11 protein-coding genes are annotated in these 19,184 nt (G+C 35.2%); 10 read left to right on the plus strand and 1 reads right to left on the minus strand.

Translation table 11 applies throughout. The features are described 5' to 3' along the window. Window positions 1-99: 99 nt before the first annotated feature. Window positions 100-795, minus strand: coding sequence for a Crp/Fnr family transcriptional regulator (locus tag EZJ43_RS13650; protein WP_133263276.1), 696 nt, complete (start codon window positions 793-795; stop codon window positions 100-102). Between the two features lie 192 nt (window positions 796-987). Between EZJ43_RS13650 and EZJ43_RS13655 the strand changes: the two genes are divergently transcribed. From EZJ43_RS13655 to EZJ43_RS13700, 10 genes are all read left to right on the plus strand, one after another. Further along, window positions 988-2,730, plus strand: a complete 1,743-nt coding sequence (locus tag EZJ43_RS13655) for a chloride channel protein (protein WP_133263277.1) — start codon at window positions 988-990, stop codon at window positions 2,728-2,730. A 132-nt stretch (window positions 2,731-2,862) separates the two neighbouring features. Next, window positions 2,863-4,137 carry an OmpA family protein gene (locus EZJ43_RS13660; protein WP_133263278.1) on the plus strand — a complete coding sequence of 425 codons (1,275 nt, stop codon included), beginning with the start codon at window positions 2,863-2,865 and terminating at the stop codon, window positions 4,135-4,137. Window positions 4,138-4,508: 371 nt separating this feature from the next. Further along, a complete protein-coding gene (locus EZJ43_RS13665) occupies window positions 4,509-7,628 on the plus strand; it encodes a glycoside hydrolase family 2 TIM barrel-domain containing protein (RefSeq protein WP_133263279.1) in 3,120 nt (1,039 codons plus the stop codon). A 264-nt stretch (window positions 7,629-7,892) separates the two neighbouring features. Then, the gene (locus tag EZJ43_RS13670; RefSeq protein WP_133263280.1) at window positions 7,893-8,771 is read left to right on the plus strand and encodes an AraC family transcriptional regulator; all 879 of its coding nucleotides are present in this window, start codon (window positions 7,893-7,895) and stop codon (window positions 8,769-8,771) included. A gap of 213 nt (window positions 8,772-8,984) precedes the next feature. After that, window positions 8,985-9,908 (plus strand): dihydrodipicolinate synthase family protein, encoded by a 924-nt coding sequence (locus tag EZJ43_RS13675; RefSeq protein ID WP_133263281.1) that lies wholly within the window; start codon window positions 8,985-8,987, stop codon window positions 9,906-9,908. Window positions 9,909-10,039: 131 nt separating this feature from the next. After that, window positions 10,040-11,341: a DUF3748 domain-containing protein gene (locus tag EZJ43_RS13680; protein WP_133263282.1), complete on the plus strand. Its 1,302-nt coding sequence runs from the start codon at window positions 10,040-10,042 to the stop codon at window positions 11,339-11,341. Window positions 11,342-11,350: 9 nt separating this feature from the next. After that, the gene (locus tag EZJ43_RS13685; RefSeq protein ID WP_133263283.1) at window positions 11,351-12,289 is read left to right on the plus strand and encodes a ribokinase; all 939 of its coding nucleotides are present in this window, start codon (window positions 11,351-11,353) and stop codon (window positions 12,287-12,289) included. Between the two features lie 8 nt (window positions 12,290-12,297). After that, the gene (locus EZJ43_RS13690) at window positions 12,298-12,954 is read left to right on the plus strand and encodes a transaldolase family protein (RefSeq protein WP_133263284.1); all 657 of its coding nucleotides are present in this window, start codon (window positions 12,298-12,300) and stop codon (window positions 12,952-12,954) included. Window positions 12,955-14,019: 1,065 nt separating this feature from the next. After that, complete coding sequence (locus tag EZJ43_RS13695; RefSeq protein WP_133263285.1) at window positions 14,020-17,238, plus strand: SusC/RagA family TonB-linked outer membrane protein; 3,219 nt, start codon at window positions 14,020-14,022, stop codon at window positions 17,236-17,238. A gap of 16 nt (window positions 17,239-17,254) precedes the next feature. Then, the gene (locus tag EZJ43_RS13700; RefSeq protein ID WP_133263286.1) at window positions 17,255-18,862 is read left to right on the plus strand and encodes a RagB/SusD family nutrient uptake outer membrane protein; all 1,608 of its coding nucleotides are present in this window, start codon (window positions 17,255-17,257) and stop codon (window positions 18,860-18,862) included. Window positions 18,863-19,184: the final 322 nt, after the last annotated feature.

Genomic DNA, 19,184 nt, shown 5'->3' on the forward strand with positions numbered 1-19,184 from the left:
GTAATCCGTATTAAGAATAGATTTTTACTGTGCGACGAAATTAAGGCAATATTTAATAATTCATTTTGGGGCGCTGAACGAGCTGTTTAAAGTATTTAGTTATGCGTTATCGTTCGCAATTATTGCTTGCAGGCCAATTACATCTAATATTTTAATTTTCCTGCCGGTGATTAATACAAGGCTGTTTTTGGTGAAATCATTTAGCACTTTAAACAGCGTTTCGTAGGTAGTGCCCGCAAAAGAAGAAATATCTTGACGGCTTAATTCTACTTTTACGTTCCCATCATCATCGGCACCTAATTGAGTTTGTAACGATAGAAAAGCTTGGGCAATGCGTGCTTTTACAGACATGTGTGCAAGGTTGCGCATGTTGCGTTGAGATTCCTGTAATTCGTTGGCGAAGAATCTCATTAAATCATAAGTTAAGCCAACATTTACTTTCAGGGTGCTTTCAAAAAAGCCCATTTCTAAAAAACAAACTATGGAGGTTTCTAGCGCGGTTGCCGTAACAGGATACAGCGCTTCTTGGCCTAAACCCATGTGCCCAACAATGTCGCCCGCTTTGGCGAATCTGGTAATTAATTCTTTATCCTTATCCCACCTTTTGTGTACTTTAAAGCTGCCACTAAAAACGAAATAAATTCCCTCAACTTTATTGCCTTCACTAAATATTTGAGCACCTTTTTTAATTTCGTAATTTTTTTTGTGGGCAGTAATTGCGGGCAACCACTCAGGCAGAACTCGCTGGCATAAAAAACAACTTTCAACATTGCAAAGCTTACTGCATTCTTTCATGCTTCAAAGATGCATCAAAATTTTATAAGCTTAAAATCATGCAGTAAAAAACTATTTTTATATTAAATAAACAATATAAATTGATGTTTATAGAGTTGAATTTGTTTATAAATATAAAATAAACAATATTTATAAGTATTTGTTGCTTTATAAGTTTTACCTTTGCAAAAAAATTACCAATCGCTTATTACAATGAATATTAATGAACAAACCGGAATACCAATTTCTCCGGCCTTAGCAGATTTACCTACGCCAGAAGGCAGTTCGCATACTTCAAAACCATCGAAGAAACGTCTTTTACAAATATCGTTATTATCTATTGGCGTTGCCGTGGTAATCAGTTTTATCGCTAAATTTTTAGTCGAGCTTATTAACGTTGTTACCAATTTATTTTTCTATGGCACTTTCGATTTGCATTTTCGCAGTCCGGCCGATAATAATTTAGGTTTATTTGTAATTTTAATTCCAGCTATTGGTGGAGTAATTGTGGGTTTTATGGCCCTCTACGGTTCAAAAGCAATTCGTGGTCATGGTATTCCGGAGGCGATGGAGCAGGTTTTAACCAATCAAAGTAAGATAAAACCATCTATTGCATTTCTAAAACCAATTTCTTCTGCAATTGCGATTGGTTCTGGTGGTCCGTTTGGTGCCGAAGGGCCAATTATAGCCACAGGTGGTGCATTAGGTTCTACCGTGGGTCAGCTTTTTAAAATTACGCCAAACGAACGTAAAATCATTCTCTCTGCCGGAGCTACGGCAGGTATGTCGGCCATTTTTGGAACGCCCATAGCGGCTGTTTTTTTGGCGATAGAGCTTTTACTTTTCGAATTTTCGCCTAAAGCTATTTTGCCAGTAGCCTTAGCTTGTATTACGGGCGCTGCGGGTCATCAGTTTTTATTCGAATCGGGACCAGTTTTCCCTATGCCCAACTTAGAAATCCCCACTAACTTCGCTTTAGCAATTTACAGTGCCATTGGTTTAGTAATCGGTTTCCTATCCTTAGGCCTTACAAAAATTGTGTATTGGATAGAGGATATGTTCGAAGAATTACCAATCCATTGGATGTGGTGGCCAGCTATTGGTGGCTTAGCAGTAGGTTTGGTGGGCTATTTTGCGCCACATACCTTAGGTGTAGGTTACGATAATATTATCAGTATCCTTTCGGGCAAAATTTCATTAACCTTATTAATTAGCCTTTGCTTATTCAAATTTATATCATGGTCTATCGCGCTCGGAAGCGGAACTTCGGGCGGTACTTTAGCGCCATTGCTAACCATTGGTGGTGCTGCGGGTGCAATTATCGGTATCGGATTAACATTGCTTTTTCCGAGTTTAAAAATTAGCATTCCTATGGCGGCACTTATTGGCATGTCATCAATGTTTGCAGGCGCATCCAGAGCATATTTAACCAGTATTACTTTTGCGCTAGAAGCAACAATGCAGTCTAATGCCTTGCTTCCTCTACTCGGTGCATGTACGGCTTCTTATTTGGTTTCGTTCTTTTTTATGGAAAACACCATCATGACCGAAAAGATTGCAAGACGTGGAATTTACACGCCTGATAGTTACGAGCCAGATATATTAAGAAGTTTAACAGTTGCGCAGGTACTCGGAAAAGGTAATAAAAACCCTAAAAAAGTGCCAGCTTTGGAAGATCTTTTAGCTAAGAAACTTCCAATTTTAAGGGAGAACGATCCATTAGCTAAAGCGGTAGATTTAATGTCGGCAACCGAGCAAGAATTTTTACCCGTTACAAGTGCCGATGGAACGGGTAGTATTGTGGGTATTATTACTTACAAAGATGTGCTGCATGCGTATCGTCAATATCACCAAGATAATCAAGAAGCGGGTGTGAATTTATCGCTGAAAAGACAAAGGAAAAAGATGATTATTAGAGGTAGAAACTTTGTAGATAGAAATAAAAACAACGATTAAAACATTATCAATAAAATTAATTCTGTCATTATTAAGTAATTAAAACATTTTGTGCGTGTTTTATGTTTCTGTCTTGATGCGGAGGCTATCTATTAATTGCCTTTCGTATTGTAAACATAAAACCTTAAAACTATGTCATTAAACGTTTTAGAACAAGCGAAAAGTTATTTCAATAATGAAGTAATTAATAGAGCAAGTACGCAGTTAAATGAAACCGAATCTGGAGTTTCAAAAGCCATTAATTTAATTCTGCCGGCAGTAATGGGTTGGATTACTGATAAAGCCAGTACAGCTGATGGCGCTACACAAATTTTGGATTTAGCAAAATCCCATGCGAGCGAAGGTGTATTAAATCCGATAGAACATTTATTGCAGGCTGATCATAATGAGGATTCTATGCGTAAGGGCCAATCTGCGCTAAGTGATATTTTCGGGCCATCCCATCAAACAGATGTAGATAAAATGGCTTCAGAAGCTGGAATAAAACCAACAAGTATTTCTGGTTTATTTAGTGTAGCCATACCAACTGTGCTGGGTATTATTGGCAAGCATTTAAATAATGGCGATTTCTCGGTAGCAACCATGGCTGGCTTTTTGGGAGGTGCAGGACGCATTATAGATGTTCCGGTAGCGAATGTAGCAACGCATGAAGTTGTGGAAGTTGCGCCAGTAGTTCCTGTAGCACCTGCTTTCCTTCCGCCAGTAGTAAATATACCGCACGAAGAACAAAAATTGATAGAGGCACCAAAAAAATCATCAAATAGTTGGCTGTGGTTATTGCTTTTACTGCTAATCGGTTTAGGCATTTGGTGGTTTTTCTTTAAGAACAAAAATTCGATGGAAACCAATAAAGTTACTAGCGATTCTACTGTCGTAATTACGAAGCATGTAGTTACTGGTAGAGTTGGCGAGAATGGCGATTTCTTTTACGATGAGGGAGATTCCATTACCATAAAGTTGCCAAATACTGGTGCTGAACTTAGGGTGGGTAAATACAGTACCGAAGCACAATTGGTAGAATTTTTAAATGATAAAAACCAGATGGTTGATACCGTAAAGGGCAATTGGTTTGAGTTTACAAACGTTCATTTTAAACTTAACAGTGCAGATTTAACCGAAGTTTCTAACAGACAGTTAAACAACATTGTTGCGATATCGAAAGCTTATCCGAATGCGAAATTTAAGTTTGGTGGCTATACAGATACGACTGGCAATATGGCTATCAATTTGCCTCTATCACAACAGAGAGCCGAAGTAATTTCTGCTTTAGTAGAAAAATTAGGTGCAGATAAAATGGCTATTGTTGATGCAAAAGGTTATGGCTCACAATATCCGGTGGCAAGTAACGAAACACCAGAAGGAAGAGCGCAAAACAGACGCGTAGCGATTGATGTGAAAGAAAAATAAAAGTTATTATTCTAGTTAGAAAGGAGTTCGAAAGAACTCCTTTTTTTTTTGGAAAATTTGGATTAAAAAGAACCACCTGTTTTTATGATTGGTGGTTTTTGTGTTATAAAGTTAAATATTGCTAACGATATAAGCGTTTTATATGCTCGATGAAAGATATGGTTTGAAGCATATTTATCAGTCTTTATTTTGAAGATAGATGAATAAAGTACCTCACTATAACGTCTATAAAAATTGACATTCTTATATATTCGAATCTTAACAAGCTCGGCAATACTAATTTGTATTTAAATATTTCTGAAAATAATTTGTAATATTGAGTTGTAATTATGCTCCTCAATAGATTTATTTAACTCATATTTTTTATTCCTATGAAATTTCTTCCATATATTTTTGTGATATCCTTATTTGTTTTTCAAAAAGCAAAAGCACAATTACCCGATTGGGAGAATACACAAGTTTATCAAATAAATACTTTAAAGCCTCATGCTACATTTATTCCTTTCGAATCTGCTTCGCTGTCGAAAATAAACGATCCGATAAAATCTATCTATTATAAATTACTTAATGGTAATTGGAAGTTTAATTGGTCTAAAAACCCAGATACACGACCAAAAGATTTTTATAAAACTGATTTTGATGTTAAAAATTGGAAAACCATTAAAGTACCTGGCAACTGGCAAATGTATGGTTATGATTACCCAATTTATGTTAGTGAGGGATATCCATTTCCAAAAAATCAGCCATATATGCCTAAAGATTTTAATCCTGTAGGTTCATATAAAACTACATTTAACGTTTATGATAACTGGAAGGACAGGAAATTAATACTTCATTTTGGTGCTGTAAATTCTGCTTTTTATGTTTGGATAAATGGCAAAAAAGTTGGCTATAGTGAAGATAGTAAAACGCCTGCAGAATTTGATATTAGTAAATTTATCAAAACAGGAAGTAATGAAATGGCGGTAGAAGTTTACCGCTGGAGTGATGGAAGTTACTTAGAGGATCAAGATTTTTTTCGCTTAAGTGGTATAGAAAGAGATGTTTATCTGTTGGCGGTACCGAAAACTAACATTAGAGATTTTGAAGTAAATGCGAACTTAATTAACAACTACTTAGATGGAAATTTCTGTTTGAATGTTTCTTTGCAAAATGATCGAAAGAAAGCCAATGTTGCTGTAAATGTTCAAATACATGATGAGCATAACAAGCTCATTTATCAATCAACCCAAAAGGAAATAATTGGAGATAGTACCGCTGAACTAAAATTTGCAACATTGCTAAGTAAAGTAAAACAGTGGTCGGCAGAGGTGCCAAATTTATATCGCTTAAGTATTGGTTTAACGGAAAATGGTAAAACGACACAATTTATTGAATCTAAAATTGGATTTAGATCTACTGAAGTTAAAGGTGGCAAATTTTTAGTAAATGGTAAGCCTATTTTGCTTAAGGGTGTTAATAGACATGAGCATGACCCAATAACTGGTCACGTAGTTTCTAAAGAAAGTATGCTCGAAGATATTAAACTAATGAAAGCTTTTAATATCAATGCCGTTCGTACCAGTCATTATCCTAACGATCCGTATTGGTATAAACTCTGTGATGAATACGGGATTTATTTATGGGATGAGGCTAATATAGAATCGCACGGTTATGGTTATGATACAGATAAAACGCTGGCGAATAAGCCTGAGTTTATGAAAATGCACCTAAATAGGATGGAGCGGATGTTAGAGCGAGATAAAAATCATCCTTCTGTGGTGATTTGGTCTATGGGTAACGAGGCTGGTGATGGCGTAAATTTTATTGCTGGTTACGAATATTTTAAAAAGCGTGATCCTTTTAGACCTGTACATTATGAACGGGCGGAACGACAAGGAAAAGATTTTCAGCAAAGGCACACCGACTTTGTGTCTTGGATGTACGCTAGTGTTGATAATTTGAAAAACACCTATTTGGGCAAACATTTGGATCGACCGTTTATTTGGTGTGAATATTCTCATTCTATGGGAAACAGCGATGGTAATTTTAAAGAAGATTGGGAGTTTGTTAGAGCGAATGAGCAAGTGCAAGGCGGTTTTATATGGGATTGGATGGACCAAGGAATTTTGAAAACTACTGATGATGGTAGAAAATATTTTGGCTACGGTGGCGATTTTGAGCCCAAAGGGACTGTTAACGATAATAATTTTTGCGCAAATGGATTATTAAGTGCAGATAGAACGCCACATCCTGCTATTTATGAGGTTAAAAAGTCTTATCAAGATATTCACATAAAACCATTAAATATAAAAGAATTGAAATTCGAACTTTATAATGAGTTTTTCTTTAAGGATTTGAGCAATTATGAAATCAACTATGAATTTATTAGAGATGGAATCGTTTTCCATACGGGCAAGCAAATATTTAAATCTACCAAACCTCAACAAAAAACAGAATTTACAATCCCGAGTTTCCCTGTAACCTTGCAATATGGTGGCGAATATTTTATCAATTTCACTGTGAGGCAAATTAAAGCAAGCCACTTAATCCTAGCCAATCATATTTTAGCAACCGAACAGTTTTTGTGGAAAAATGAAAATGACTATGCAAAACGTGTAAATGGCAGTGTTGATTATAAAATTGAAAGGCTAAAAGATGAAAGCATTTTTACAAATGGCCAAATTCGAATTGTTTTTAATAACGATAAAGGAACGTTAAATTCTTATCAAATAGATAAAGAAGAAATGTTATTAAAGCCTTTAGCGCTAAACTTTTGGCGCGCACCTACCGATAACGATTTTGGGAGTAATATGCCAAAGAAATCTGCATCATGGAAATTTGCTTTAGATAGTTTAACAAATTCTAAATTTAGTATAGTTAATAGTAAAGAAAGAATGGAGATTGTTTTTACTGGCGAGTTGCCGACAGTAAAATCTAAAGTTAAAATCATTTACACACTCTTGCCGGATGGAGAAATTTTAGTTGACGCGGAATTGGATAATCCGGATCAAAGCACGCCAGAATTACCGAGGTTTGGCATGAATTTTACCATTGCGAAAGAATTTGATAATGTAACGTGGTACGGACGAGGACCTTTTGAAAATTATTGGGATAGAAATAATGCCGCAAACGTTGGGTTATATACAACTAAAGTTGCCGATTTTTATTTCCCTTACATTAGGCCACAAGAAAATGGTGTACGAACTGATACGCGTTGGTTTTCATTAATGAACGAAGCAAAAAAAGGACTAAAAATAACTGCCGAGAAAACAATCGATTTTAATGTGCAACATAATTCCATTGCAGATTTTGACGATGGTATGGAAAAACATCAACGCCATACCACTGATATTGTGCCACAAAATTTTGTTGCCGTTAATGTTGATTACAGACAACGCGGTTTAGGCGGCGATAATAGCTGGGGCGCAAATCCACATAAAACTTATAGAATGTTAAATGGCCTTTATAAATATCAATTTTCTATTAAACCGATTGGATTTAAAAGATAGATAAACACGTTTTTTTGCTAAGTGATGAATGAGTTATAAAAAATGGCTGGTTTTTAATGATAATATCGTACAATAATTTGCCAATAATTTACAATAAAATGAGAATTTAAGTTCTAATATTTGATTTAACCAAGTATTACTCAAGAGTGTTTATATTATTTTAACAAACAAATAAAGTTTGTTAAGGTAAAATTTATAAATAAATGGTAACTAACGTTATCTCTTTTGGATCCTCACAAATTAATAAATTAAAATTAACGAACTATGAAACCTCATTTCCATCGAATATCTGGCTATCTTCAAAACTCGTTTATTATTAGGCATCAAAAAGAGCCTTATTTTCGTGCAGGTTGGCATTATCACCCAGAATTAGAACTTCACTATGTAGTTAAGGGCAAAGGGTTAAGGTTTATAGGCGATAATGTAAGTAATTTTGAAGAAGGAGAACTTATTTTATTAGGGCAAAACTTGCCCCATTCATGGCGAAGTAAGGAAGAAGATTTCGAAAACACTGATCAAATTGGCACTGAAGCCATTGTAATTCAATTTCTACCTGAATGTTTAGGTACTGATTTTATGAATTTGCCCGAAGCCCACTTAATTAAACACTTATACGAAAAAGCAAGAAAAGGAATTATAATTTCTGGCACTGCTAAAATGAAATTAGTTTCATTAATGGAAAAAGCCTTAGTTGTTGAAGGGCTTGATAAATTAGTAATACTTTTAAGTATTTTAAGTGCGCTTGCCGAAGCTGATGATGTAGAAACGATCGCATCTTTTAATGCCTTTTATCAATCTCATGAAGCTGAAACTGCTAGGCTGAACCGGATTTATTCTTTTACTATGGCAAATTACAAAAGAGAATTAAGTTTGGAAGAAGTAGCCGAAATCGCAAATTTGAGCATAACATCATTTTGCAGGTACTTTAGGTTGATGACTAAGAAAACTTACAATGATTTTTTAGTGGAGATTAGAATAAGTCACGCCTGCCGATTACTGGTTGAAGATACACTTGTAACAGAAATGGTATGCTTTGAGTGTGGATTTAGAAATGTTTCAAATTTCTACAGGCACTTTAAGAGAGTTAAAGGCTACACACCTTTAGAATATAAAAGATTATTCTTGGTGAAGAAAATTATTTAGTCCAACAAAAAGTATATTAGTCTGCATTCAATCATTGCTAATATCCTACAAACTGTGGGCAATAACATACAAATTCAATTGCTCAAATACTTTTATTTTTGTGTAACTGATCTATTTTATGTAGAGAAGGTTTGCAACAAAAATTTCAATTGCTTTTGTCAAAATAAGTAAAAATTTTATAAAAATTTTGATAGAAGTTATCTTACATGATTTATGAATACAGTTAAGAAAGGTTTTATTCCCGTAATGCTTACTCCTTTTACGCACAATAAGGAAGTAGATTATGATACTTTAACGCGTCTTGTTTATCTTTACTTAGATTCGGGCGCCGTCGGATTATTTGCCAATTGCCTATCTAGTGAAATGTTTCAGCTTAGTAATCAGGAACGTCTTCAAATTACTAAACATATTATAAAAATAGTTGATAACAAAGTGCCAGTGGTGGCTACAGGAACCTTTGATGGATCTATAGAAAGTAAAGCAGAATTTGTTAAACAAATTTACGATACTGGAATTGAAGCCGTTATTGTAACCACAAATTCTATGGCCGATATTGCAGAAAGCGACCAAGTTTTTGAAGAAAATTTTTATAAATTATTAGATATTACAGAAAATATACCATTAGGGTTTTACGAATGCCCGGTGCCGTATAAAAGATTAATTGAGCCAGCGCTATTAGGAAAATTTATAAACACAGGAAGGGTTATTTATCATAAAGACACCTCATTAGATATTAGTTTGGTTAAACAAAAAATTGAAGTAGGCAAAGATTTTAATTTTGGTCTTTACGATGCTTTTGCGGGGCATGCTGTTGCATCTCTAAAAGCAGGTTCAGCAGGTTTATCATGTATTCAAGGCAATTACTTTCCAGAACTTATTGTTTGGTTGTGTAAAAACTTTGATAATCATAACTTGCAAAATGAAGTGAATGAAGTTCAGCTGTTTTTAAATAATAATATGGATGTGGTTCATGAATCTTATCCAAATACAGCAAAGCATTTTTTAAAGTATAAGGGTATTAATATAAACACTGTTTCAAGGGTAAATACCGATGTCATAACTAAAGCAAATGCCGGAAAAGTGATTGGCTTGTACCAGGACTATGAATTGCTGAGACAAAAATTTGAAATTTGTTAATTAGGATTATTTTAGGTAAAATGTAACCTGCAATACCAATATTTCTTACAAACAAAATGATAAAATTTAACAGATTTTTTTCAGCACTTGCTTTTTCATTTTGTGCTTTTATGCCGTTTGCCTGTACAACTATGCGTTATAAAGAGGTTCAACTTACTTCGGCCAGTTACGGCCATCTTCTTAATTCAACACAGTGCTTCTCTCCTGACGATGAATGGCTGGTTTATGATACGCGTAATGATGAGACCAAGATTATTAGCACACTAAACATAGAAGCTGTTAACACCAAAACTAAAGCCGTTAAGCTGGTTTATAAAACACCAAATGGCACTGTTTACGGGCCTGGAGTTGGTGCAGCAACATTTGCGCCAATTGGGAATAAGGTTTTATTTATTCATGGTATTAGAAATGCAGATAAAGAACATCCATACGATTTTACCCGTAGAACAGGCGTTGCTATAGATTTATCAAAGACAGATAAACTTGTTTTTATGGATGCAAGAAACATTAGCCAGCCATTTACACCCGGTGCGCTAAGGGGCGGTACGCATGCCCATACTTGGAGTGGAGATGGTAAATGGATCAGTTTTACTTACAATGATTATATTTTACAACAGCTTGCTAAAGTAGATTCAAATTATCATGATAGGCGAGTAGTTGGGGTAATGTCGTCGGTAAAAAAAGTAGTTGTAAATAATCCCGAAGGTTCATTAGAGGATAACAACGGCGAATATTTTGCTGCAGTTGTTACCCAACTTACCGATAAACCAAAATGGGGGTCAGATGAAATAGACAAAGCATTTGATGAATGTTGGATAGGGAATGATGGTTACATTAAAGAGAACGGCCTACAACAAAAGCACGCCATAGCGTTTCAAGGAAATGTATATAACGAACAGGGAAAGGTTAAAACGGAGCTATTTGTTGTAGATCTTCCTGCGGATATTACCCAAGCTAGAACTGGTTTTCCAATTGAAGGCACGGCAACTAGCTTACCAAATGTGCCAGCTGGCGTTAGCCAAAGGCGAATAACATTTACCAATGCCGGAGTGAAAGGACCACGTCATTGGTTGCGTGCTAATCCAAACGGTTCATCAATAGCTTTTTTGGCAGAAGATGTAAATGGTTTGGTGCAAATTTATGGCATTTCGCCGAACGGGGGTAAAATAACCCAAATTACTTTTAATAAGTTTTCGGTTTCTGGTCCATTTAATTTTAGTCCAGATGGGCAAAAAATCGCGTATATAGCTGATGGAAGTGTTTTTGTAACGGATTTACAAACTCATAAATCTATAAGAGAGACGGTAAAGTTTAACGGCTCGAAAGGTTTAATCGGCGCGCCTATTTGGTCTAACAATGGTAAAATGTTGGCCTATAATAAATATGTAACCAATAACGATGGGCAATTTTTACAGTTATTTTTACTCCATTAAATTTTAGTAATGAAAGATGAAACGCCTTCTGTATTTGTGCTAGGCAGCTTTGTAATGGGTTTTACAATAAAAACAAAATGTTTGCCAACCATTGGCGAAACCGTAATCGGTAGCAATTTTAACTTGGGTATTGGCGGGAAAGGTTTTAATCAAGCTATTGCCGCAAAAAGAGCAGGGGCCAATGTGAATATTTTAGTTTGTACGGGTAACGATGAGTTTGGAGAAATTGCGAAAAAAACCCTACTAAACGAAGGAATTTCTATTGATAATTTGATTGCACTCGAAAATGAAAGTTCTGGTTGTGGGTTTGTAACATTATTAACTTCTGGCGAAAATACAATTTTGATAGATCCTGGAGCAAATTTAAAACTTGATGTTGCTAAAGTAGAAGCGGTTAAGGATGCAATAATTAAAAGCAAAATTTTAATGGCCCAATTAGAAATCCCGATTAATTCGGTGACCTACGCTTTTGAAATTGCCAAAAAAAACAATCTTCTTACCATTTTAAATCCTGCTCCTGCACAAAAACTTCCATTGGCGCTGTTAAAAAATATCGACATCTTAACGCCGAACGAGACCGAAGCAAAAATTATTCTTGGGCTCGACCCAGATGCTGATATTGCTATTGATTTGCTTGCAGAAAAACTTTTAAATACTGGCGTGAAAACCATTATCCTAACCCGTGGAAAACACGGCGCTTTAATTATTTCTAACAATGATAATAAAACAATTGCAGCACCTAAAATTGATGCAGTAGATTCTACAGGTGCAGGTGATTGCTTTAATGGCAATTTGGTTGCTGCGTTATTACAAGGTAAAACTGTAGAAGAAGCGGTAAATATTGCAGTGCTGGCCGGCGCTTATTGTGCACAATATTTGGGGGTATTTGATGGCTTACCATCGCAAAAACAATTAATAGAATTTAAAGAAACCGTACAATATACCTAATTAATAATATGAATATTTGGATAGCTGGAACAATAGAAGAGGTTAAAGAAGCTGCTGAAACTGGTTTGGTAACCGCTGTAATTACAAACCCAACCGTAATAGCAGATTGGACAAAAACTGGAAGAAGTTTAGAAGAGGTTAGTAAAGAAGTTATAGAATCTACTAAACTACCTTTATATGTACAACTTAGAAGCGAAACTAAACTGCAGTTTTTAAAAGAAACAGAATATCTAAAAAAAATATCAGATGCTATAATTCCAAAAATACCTTCTACGCTTGAGGGACTAAGTGCAGCAAAAATATTAGAAGATAATGGTACAGAAACGCTTATCACAACAGTGGTTTCTATTAATCAAGCTTATGCGTGTGCTGCGGCAGGTGCAACAACTATTTGTCCGTATTTAAACAGGTTGCAAGAAGCTGATGAAGATGCACTCGCCTTTATAAAAAATACAGCAGATATGTTTAAGAGAGTAGCTGCAAAAACAAAAATTATGCCTGCAAGTGTAAGAACAACCTTAGATATAGAACAAGCACTTATTGCAGGAAGTGATGGGGTAATTATTTTTTATCCTCTTTTTAAAGAAATGTTCCATCACAAGGTTACTTCATCATCGTTAACGTCGTTTAATGAGGATTGGACTAAAATTCCTTATCATTTTTAAGTATGCAAGTTTAGTAACTTACAAAATCGTCTTTTAATAACTGGCTTAGATTTAAACTCCTCCCATCTTAAGGCTAAAATATTTTAGATGTGAACTTTTGAGCCAACTATTTTTCCGAGTAATTTGTTGGTCGTCAATTTTGGGTTGTTAATGTTGTTCTAAAAGAAGCCAAAATGGATGTATTTCACTTCGTGCTACATCCTTTTAAAGTGCAAACGCTTTTAAATATTTTGCCTAACGCCAGCAATATTTTCAATCAGGTTCATCTGTTAAAACCGAAGGCAACAATAAAACTCATAACCATCAGTTTTAGCCAAAAATTAAATTTCATTTTAAAATGTGATCATTTTAAAATCGTTTGCCCTGCACTTTGTTAAATTAAAAGTGGTGAGTTGCAAGCGTCATGTTGTATTAACATCAATAATCATTTTCTATTTTAGTTTAGCATATCTACAACGACTAATAAAATAAAACTATTATTTACCTATTTCTTAAAGTAGAAGAAAAAAAGTCCGCCGAATTTTAAATACGATGGCAATCTTTTTTTATTTATCACAAAAAAGTTACTAAATGTATATATAAATAATTGATAGTCAAATTGTTAATCAGTTTTTAAGCTACGTTATTTAACAAAATACGTGTTAATTTTTGCAATAAAGTATAATTTTAATGTTATAATAGGCGCAATTGCTAAATTTATCAAAGTCCTCCTATTCAGCTAAATAAGCTTGTATTGACTACCGTTTTTTTAACTTATGTTCAATATCCATTATTTTTTGTTAAGATAGTACTATCTTTTTGTATGTCTCTATTGTAATTTTGGTTAACCAAATATATAAAAGTGTTATCTAAATAACATTAATTATCAAAAAAGACTGAATCTTATGTTAGTGCAATACGATTTACCGGAAGGAAACTTTCGTGAGTACCCTTTAAAGATATAATCTAAACAGTAATCCAAATTAAATTAGCAAGCAAGTAAAAAAATTAGAGTGGCTAAACATTTTGCTAGGCAATTTGAAGCAATTAAAGAATGACTTAAACATTAATCAATCTAAAAAAATTATGCAGAATTTATTACTTATAAGTAAGAGTACAATATTTAGGATGTGGATCATGAGCCTCGTCTTATTTCTATTTTTTTCGCCAATGGCTCATGCACAAACCATCGTAAAGGGTAAGGTAACTTCCGCTGGCGATAACTTAGGCATTCCTGGGGTTACCGTAAGTGTTAAAGGCACCACTAATGGGCCAGTAACAAGTACAAATGGCGACGGTAGTTATAGTATTAGCGTTCCTAATAATGGCACACTGGTGTTTACTTACATTGGCTACGAAACTAAAACAATGGCCGTTGGTGGTAAAAGTACTATTAATGTGCAACTAGCGGCAGCAAACAACACGCTAAATGAAGTTAACGTTGTAGCGATAGGTTATGGTACGCAAAAACGGAAAGATGTTACTGGTTCTATCAGTTCTATCAGTGCTGATCAAATCGAAAAAACACCAGTTACTACTTTAGATCAGGCTATACAAGGGCGTGCAGCAGGTGTACAGGTAACCAATAACGATGCTTCTCCAGGTGGTTCGGTATCTATTCAAATTCGTGGGGTTGGCACATTTAACAATAACGATCCTCTTTATGTTGTTGATGGATATCCAATTAATGGAGGTTTAGGTTCAATAAACCAAAATGATATCGCTTCAATTGATATATTAAAAGATGCTTCCGCTACCGCAATTTATGGTAACAGAGCTTCAAACGGGGTTGTAATTGTTACCACCAAGCGCGGTCGCAAAGGTGGTGTTCAGGTAAATCTTGATGCACTTGGCGCAATCCAAACCGAACCTAGAAAGTACGATGTTTTAAATGCGCAACAATTTGCAACATTAGCAAATGCTTACGCAACATCTGAGTCTTTCAATACATTACCAGAGTGGAGTAACCCAGCTGCTTTAAGAAATATAAATTGGCAGGATGAAGTTTACAAAACTGGTTACAAGCAAAACTATAATTTAGGCATCCGCGGTGGAGATGAAAAAACGCAAGCAGCTTTTTCTGCTGGTTATTTAGATCAAAAAGGGATTACGCTTGGTTCGGGATATACCAGGTATAATCTTGGGCTTAACTTAGATTACCAAGCAATTAGTTGGTTAAAATCTTCTACAAGTTTAAAATTTACCCGTACAAACAACCAAGTTAGTTTTGGTACTGGTGGCCAAGGTGGAGGACTGGGAATTTCAAATTTAAATAAACTGGTGCCTACCATCACGGGAAATCCATTAACTGATCAGGTTAAAGATGCCAACGGTAATTACGGTTTTTTCACGCCTAGCAGTCAATATGTAGGTTACTTTAACAACCCAGTATATGCAATAGAAACCCAAGATCAAAAAAACACAGTCAACTACTTTCTTAGTAACACTTCGTTAGAGGCTACGCTTTTAAAGGGATTAAGATTAAAAACAAATCTAGGTATAAACACTACAGATTATTCAGGCTATTATTTTTCGCCTTCTGATAAGAGACGTGTGGGCTTAGGTGGTGGAGCTGTTCAATCATTCTATTCACAAACATCTAACAGTTCATTTGATTATGTTTGGGAAAATACAGTTGCTTACACTAAAGATTTTGGTAAAAGCAATGTAGATTTCGTAGGTGGTGTATCTTGGCAGAAGAATGTGTTTAGTCAAATTGGCGGTCAGGGTAACGGTTCGCAGAGTGATCAATTAAGAACACTTGAATCAATTACTACACTTACAAATGTTTATGGTAACACAACACCTACTGCGCTTACCTCACAATTTGCTCGATTAAATTATAAGTATGATGATAAGTATATATTAACCGCTACGGTTAGACATGATGGTTCATCTAAATTTGCCGAGGGTCATCAATATGGTACATTCCCATCTGTATCTGCAGCGTGGAAATTGAAGAATGAAAGCTTTTTAAAAGATAATAAAGTTATCTACGATTTGAAATTAAGAGCAGGATATGGAGAGGTGGGTAATCAAAATAGCATTAGCCCTTTTCAATATTTACCTCAATATACAACTGGTGGTGCTGCTTCGTCTGCAAATAACTTAGGCTACCCATTTGCAAAAGTTTACCAACCGGGTTTAACATTGGCAGCTTTACCTAATCCCGATCTTCAATGGGAAACTTCAAAACAAACCAACATTGGTTTAGATGCTGCTTTTCTTGAGGGTAGATTAAATGTAACGGTTGATTATTATGATAAAACTTCTAGTAAATTTTTGTTAGCCATACCTGTACCATCACAAACTGGTTTCACTACGGCTGCACGAAATGTAGGAAGTATAAGCAATAAAGGTTTAGAACTTAACATTAGTTTTAACGAATCGAAAAAAGATTTCAAATACAACGTATCGTTAAATTTAGCCACGGTAAATAATAAAATCGTTAGTTTGGCTGATGGTTTGACCTCTATTTCTAACTTTGGCTCGTTAAATTTACCAACAATTGGTAGTAATCCATGGAATACCTTTACACGTTCTACCATTGGAGGTTCTGTTGGAGAGTTTTACGGATTTAAAACAAGTGGAATTTTCCAAAATCAAGCAGAAATAGATGCAGCGAACGCTAGCGCAACTGCTAAAAATGGTGGTGTGCTAACTTATTATCAAACATCAGGTACTAAACCAGGCGATAGAAAATATCAAGATGTAAATGGCGATGGGCATGTTGGTGATAATGACCGCGTATCGTTAGGTAGTCCAATTCCTAAATTTTATGGTGGTTTTAATTTCGATGCTTCTTTTAAGAACTTCGATTTTAATATGTTTTGGTATGCTTCTGTTGGAAATAAAATTTTCAACTACTCAGAAAGAACACTTGAAACCTTCGGCGACACACAGGGCGGTATAGGAATTCAAAACATAGGCACAGAATATTATCAAAACGCTTGGACACCAACAAATCCATCTAACCGTTATGCAAGAATTGCTAAAGCTGATCCAAATGGAAATACCCGTCCTTCTGATCTTTTTGTAGAAGATGGTAGTTTCTTGAAACTTAAAAATGTTCAAATTGGTTACACTTTGCCATCTTTACTTACAAAGAACTTAAATATCTCGAAAGTAAGATTCTTTGTAAGCGGTCAGAACTTAATCACAATAACAAAATACTCTGGTCTTGATCCGGAAATTGGTCAACCAAACGATTCAAGCGCAGGTAGAAGTGTAACCGCTTCGGGTATTGATATTGGTACTTACCCAAGTTCTAGATATTACACTTTAGGTTTAAATGTAACGTTTTAATACAAATAGGAAAGTTATGAAAATTCAAAAACAAATAATAGCATTGGCACTGGGAACCGCGATGTTGCTGCCACTTAGCTGTAAAAAAGGCTTCCTTGATTTAAAGGATACAAAAACTGCATCAAGCGATGCTTTGTTTAAAACGCCAAGTGATGGTATCCAATTGGTGAATGCTATTTATGATACGTTTGATAACGTGGACTTTATGAAAAAAGCCATGTGGTACCAAGCTAATTTCTTGACCCAAGATTTTAAAAATTATGGGGGGGATGTTTTTTTTACCACTTATGAAGTGCCAACTAGTTTTGATCCATTAAATACCTTTTGGGTCCGTTCATATCAAGGTATTGCACGTGCAAATGCTGCATTCCCAATCATTGCAAAAATGAAAGCAGATGGCGTACTAACTCCTGCTCTTGCTGATAGACTTACTGGTGAAGCTTATTTTTTACGCGGTGTGTTTTATTACTACATGGCTTGTGAATTTGGTGGTGTACCTTTGGAATTAAAAACAGTAACTGGTAGTGGTCGTAATCCTCGTGCTACACAAGATGAAGTTTTTGCTTCTGTGGCTTCTGATATGAGCACTGCAGCTGGCCTTTTAACTTGGAAAGAAGACCTACCTGCAACAGAAATTGGTCGTGCCACAAAAGGTGCGGCGTATGCTTATGCTGGATCAGCACTAATGTGGTTAAAAAAATATGGTGATGCTTTAACAAGTTTCAAAATGGTGGATACTCATTACCAGTTAATGGAAAACTATTTAGATATTCACGAATACAATAAACAAAATAACAAAGAATCGATATTCGAAGTTCAGTTTAAAGTGCCAGATGGTGGCGATCAGTCATGGGGTCACTCAAACGATTCGAATTGGTTAGGATCTTTTGGTATTCCTGAAGAAATATCGCAAACAGGTTATGATTATGCAGATCCAATTTACTTTAACTCTTTCGAAACAGGCGATAGCCGTAGAAGAGCGACTGTAATTGGCCCAGGTGAAACACATCCAAGTCCTAACATTCAAATATCAAGCTACCAACAAGTTATTAATGGTTTTGCTAAAGGCGATCCAAAATATATTGGTGATGATAATAAAATCATAAACACTTGTGGTACAGTTTCTAAACCATGGAAAGGTGGAGATAAATTACGTTCTGGTTATTATGAAGTTAAATATTGGAGAGATCCGGCTTTGTCAGGCTATTCATCTACCGCAGCAGGTAAACAAAATATCTTTGGTGATCAAAATGCAATTTTCTTACGTTACGGCGAAGTCTTACTTTCTGAAGCAGAGTGTAAATTCCGCATGAATGATGAGCAGGGTGCATTAGACTTAGTGAAATTGGTTCGTAACCGTGCTTGGGGTAAATTAGCAGGTTCTAACGCTGTTGTACCTGCACCGCCTGCAGCAGGAAATACTTTATATGTAATCCTTGATGAGTATAGACACGAATTGGGTGGCGAATTTTCTGTTTGGTTTAACTTAAGAAGATCTGGTGAGCACATTAAATATGTAAAACAAAAATACAATGTTAATGTACCAGCAGGTAAAGATTTAATGCCAATACCTCAATTGGTTATTGCTACTAATGAAACTATAAAACAAAATCCTGGATATTAATATTTAGTTTTTTAATCGAAAAGACCGTTTCATAAAATTTATGAAACGGTCTTTTTTTTTGCTTATTTCCCGTTGGATAATTAAATTAAACATGCTAAACACCGCACACTCGCTAATTCAAAGTGAACATTTTTGTTTCATAGGCAGCATTTAGCTTATTACTTAAGAAGTAATCAATAGAATACGAAACGGTTAAAACGAAGCGATTGTTTACTTTTTAACTGTGCAACACAAATGGATAACAAACTTTTAGCGCTTCTTTCTGATAAATTTTTGAACATTAACCTCCTAAATCATTAAAATTTTTTATGATAATATCCTA

The organism is Pedobacter changchengzhani (assembly GCF_004354365.1).
Taxonomy (GTDB): domain Bacteria; phylum Bacteroidota; class Bacteroidia; order Sphingobacteriales; family Sphingobacteriaceae; genus Pedobacter; species Pedobacter changchengzhani.